This is a genomic window from Flavobacterium filum DSM 17961, assembly GCF_000425465.1.
Taxonomy (GTDB): Bacteria; Bacteroidota; Bacteroidia; order Flavobacteriales; family Flavobacteriaceae; genus Flavobacterium; species Flavobacterium filum.
On sequence record NZ_AUDM01000042.1, the window covers coordinates 1 to 3808 of the forward strand.

The 3808-nt window shown below is 35.2% G+C and carries 4 protein-coding genes; all 4 read right to left on the minus strand.

Annotation, left to right across the window (positions count from 1 at the left end; translation table 11 throughout):
• Positions 1 to 61: 61 nt before the first annotated feature.
• Positions 62 to 715: a hypothetical protein gene (locus tag H601_RS0112840; protein ID WP_169628272.1), complete on the minus strand. Its 654-nt coding sequence runs from the start codon at positions 713 to 715 to the stop codon at positions 62 to 64.
• 198 nt (positions 716 to 913) lie between these two features.
• Positions 914 to 2269, minus strand: coding sequence for a DNA cytosine methyltransferase (locus H601_RS15800; protein ID WP_051220754.1), 1356 nt, complete (start codon positions 2267 to 2269; stop codon positions 914 to 916).
• Between the two features lie 49 nt (positions 2270 to 2318).
• Positions 2319 to 3236: a hypothetical protein gene (locus H601_RS0112850; RefSeq protein ID WP_051220755.1), complete on the minus strand. Its 918-nt coding sequence runs from the start codon at positions 3234 to 3236 to the stop codon at positions 2319 to 2321.
• A complete protein-coding gene (locus H601_RS0112855; protein WP_156900411.1) occupies positions 3220 to 3459 on the minus strand; it encodes a helix-turn-helix domain-containing protein in 240 nt (79 codons plus the stop codon). Before H601_RS0112855 ends, H601_RS0112850 begins: the two co-directional genes overlap by 17 nt.
• Between the last annotated feature and the right edge of the window lie 349 nt (positions 3460 to 3808).

The following is a 3808-nucleotide window of genomic DNA, read 5'->3' on the forward strand; positions in this document are numbered from 1 at the left end:
CCGTATGCTCGGTGGTGTGAGAGGCTCTCCCTGCTAGTTTCTAGTGGGGCAGTCTACTCGATTACTGGAAGTGGCTTTTGATTTTGCATAATATTTTTTTGGTCCAATTATTTGACACATTTTTTTCTTGTTTTATTACCATCATTCTGGCCATTATTAGCGGAATAGCTTTTCTTGTCCAAAACTCATTTGAAATTGAACCTCCCGACATTCCACCATTATTATACTTGTCGACAGCGAATGTTTTTTGGTTAAACACTGAATTTCCAGTTAATGTTAAAATTGCATTTGAGATTATACATGGCAATACGCTTTCATTTTCAGGCAATTCTTCTGATAAGAAATATTTTTCTAAATCATCCCATAATCCTATATCACCTCTGTAACCATATTGTCCAGGTTTGTCAAAAAATAACTTTCCTATTGTCATTTTTTTTGAAATTAAAGATTTTGAAATGTAATCTGTGTCAATTCGTATTTTATCAAAATTAGCTTTGTTAAATTCAAAAAGATACAACAAGAACGTGTCAAAATAATTATCTCCTAAATGTTGGGTATTTCCGTAATTGTAAATTATTACATTTGTATACAATTGATTGTTTAATTTCGAAATATGCTTTTTAAGTTCATCAGAACTTTTGTCTTTACATGTATTAAAATTTAATGCTTCAGCAAAACAATCGAATACATCGTCTGTGCTTTTACATTTTTTCAAATCAATTATTTTTATACTGTAGTTCATTCAACGATTCGTTTTTTTGCCATTTCCAGTAACGTTTTGGCGCTTGGCGCAGTGGCGGATTTCGGAGCTCAAAACTGTCAATACACCACAAAAGTTGATGCGAGGTAGAATGTTCAATTAACCACGTCACCCGCCATTGAGCCAAACGCCTGTTACATGCTGGCGTTCTTTTCATGCGTCTTGATATTTCGATTCTTCGCTGATTATTGTCATTAATTTTTGAAGTTCTGAATTCATTTTAATGTCTCTCTCGAATTTTCGTCTAAGTATTCCTTTGCATGCTTGAGGACTTAAATAAAATTTTTCAGGCACTTCGTCTGTTTGAACAATGTCAGCAAGATTACCTTCAATTGGATTGTTGGGGATTGCAGAAGCATTCAGAAATTGTCCGTTACCCAAAGAGTGAACACCATCAAGTAAAAATAATTTTGTGCTTAAGTTGTTCTTATGTTCTCGAACGTTTTTTATCCAATCTATATTTTTACCGTGTCCGTCTAAAAAATAAGTAGAGATTTGTTCACCTATCCATTTGACCACTGGGACAGCCCAAGAATTACCAACAGCCTGATAACGATTTGTATCACTGTTTCCGTTTACAAGAGTGTAATTGTCGGGGAAACCCATAAGCCGTTCACATTCCAATGGTGTAAATCGTCTTATTCTGTCGTTTTGCGCAACGTATAGAGAGCCATTATAAGCTGCTGCATTTCCATTCCATTTTGTGCCGTAAGCAGAGTAGAGGCAATCTGTATACTTTCTAAAAAATTCAAACTTTGAGTTGTCTTTGTAAATTATTTGTTCTTCGTTGTCCGATATTTCAATGTCATCATCAAAAAGTGTTAGCGTGCCGTTTTTCCGTTTTGCAGAATTGTTTTTAAGAAGTAGTTCAACATTTTTATTGTCAAACTCAAATAATAATTGGTCAGGTCTAAAGTCCTTACCACCTGCTAAAACGTAAAGTCGTTTACGTTGCTGAGGAAGTCCAAAGTGTTTTGCATCTATTACACGCCAGGCAACATTTCTTGTTTTTCCAAAAACAAAACCTGACTTAGACCATTTACTTATTTTTAATTCTTCATCATAACCTGCTAAACCCGCAATGAAGTTGCCAAACGCATTTGTTTTGTCATTTAAAACACCTTCAACATTTTCCCAAAGTACAATTGCAGGTTTTTTGTTTTCAGTTTCTCTTACTTTGTCAATAGCATTTGCAATTTCAATAAACGTCATTGTAAGCTGTCCACGTTCATCAGATAGTCCGTTTTTCCAACCGGCTAATGAGAATGCTTGGCAAGGAGTACCACCACAAAAAACGTCTGGTGCAGAATACTTTTTGTTTAGAATTAAACTAGGCAATTCAATCATATCGCCAACATTTGGAATATGTGGATAGTGAAAGTCTAAAACCTTACTTGGAAATTCAGCTATTTCCGAACTCCAAACTTGTTTTAGTCCAAAAGGATTGAACGCCAGTTGCGCAGCTTCAATACCCGAACACACACTGCCAAATGTTACTTCTTCATTCATCTATTCAGTTTTTCTACAAAACTACAATTGCTAATTATAGTATGCAAGTTTATTTTTGACTTTTTTCGATTAACTTATTTAAGCCGTTTCTCCATTTTTCAATGTCATACCAACCACAACCAACACATCCTTTTTCAGCTTCTTTACCAACTTTAGGGATTTTGGTGTCCCACTTATCAGTTCCTTTGTAGAAATAGTTTAAACCGAAAAGTTTTCCTCTTTCACCTGTCTGAAAACATTTTCTACAAACTTCTCGTTTCTGCTGGTTCCTTTGATTATCCAACAATTGAAACTTCTCTTTTATTTCAGTGTCGGGCATTTCATCAGGATTTTCTGCACGGGTTTCTTCGTTCCACCTGATTTCAGGAAATTTATGGTCAGGTAGCAAACCATGTTTGTTAGCCGAGCTTAATTCATAAACATTTATTTCATTAAGCGTTTTCAATGCTTTCTTTCTGAAAGCAGACGAAAAAATTTCGTAGCCTGTTTCCGCACCTCTAGGAATTGGCAACAAAAGTCTTTCAGCTTTTCTTCCGTTACGCCTAGAAGCAATTGTATAACCCTTTTCTTTGATGTCTTGTATTCTTCGTTGCGGATTATCATTTTGCGGAAAGTTAGAAGTCCATTTTATTTTTATAAGCTCGTTGAAGAAATGAATTGTAACATCGCTACCTTTCATGTTTTCTTTCCAAAATTTCTTTTCTTCTTTCTGAAATTTTGCAATGCTTTCTTTTGTAAAAAACTTTTTTATCGCTGTTAAATAAGCAAGCAAGTCTTCTGGATTTTCAATAAAAAGCCCTGTTCTGCGATAGAAATAAGGGATTGAGCCTGCCCACTCATATCCATTGTCTTGAATAATTCTAACGTCAACGTATTTCTCAGAGGATTTTAAATCTTCTCTTAGTTCAAGAATTTCAATGCCAGAACTTTTAAAAAGTTCGTTAAGTTCTTCAACGCTTATTTTCATTATTGCTAATTTTTAGTAAGTCTTCAATTTTAACTTCTAAAGCGTTAGCAATCTTCTGCATATTAACAAGCGTGATGTTCTTTTCCGCTCGTTCAATCATACCTATATATGTCCTATGAAGGTCAGCACGATGTGCTAATTCTTCTTGGGAAATATTGAGAAGCCGTCTGTGTTTTCTGACGTTTTCTCCGAATAAGTTTAGTATGTCATGTTCCGAAATCATTGCTAACTAAAGTCTGCACAAAGCTACTTTTAGTATTCAAGGCGTACCACAGACTATAATTAGCATTTTGGAGTTTGTCAGCTTTGTGTTTTTCTAGCATTCTGTTCTTGTCGTGTCGTCTCTTACGCTTGCATGTAACGGTCGAGTATTTGCGAAGAAGCGGTTTTAAATGCACTTCCTTTCGGTTAAGCACCAAAGTTAATAAATATTACTAAACTTTGAGCAAGCACCGAACCCGCTTTTTTGCAAATACTATGTGTGTGCCCTGCATCCGCAGGACACACCCCGAAAGCTTTTCAAATAGTTCAAAAATACAAATTTGGATTACAAAAACTAATTTTCGGGGTGT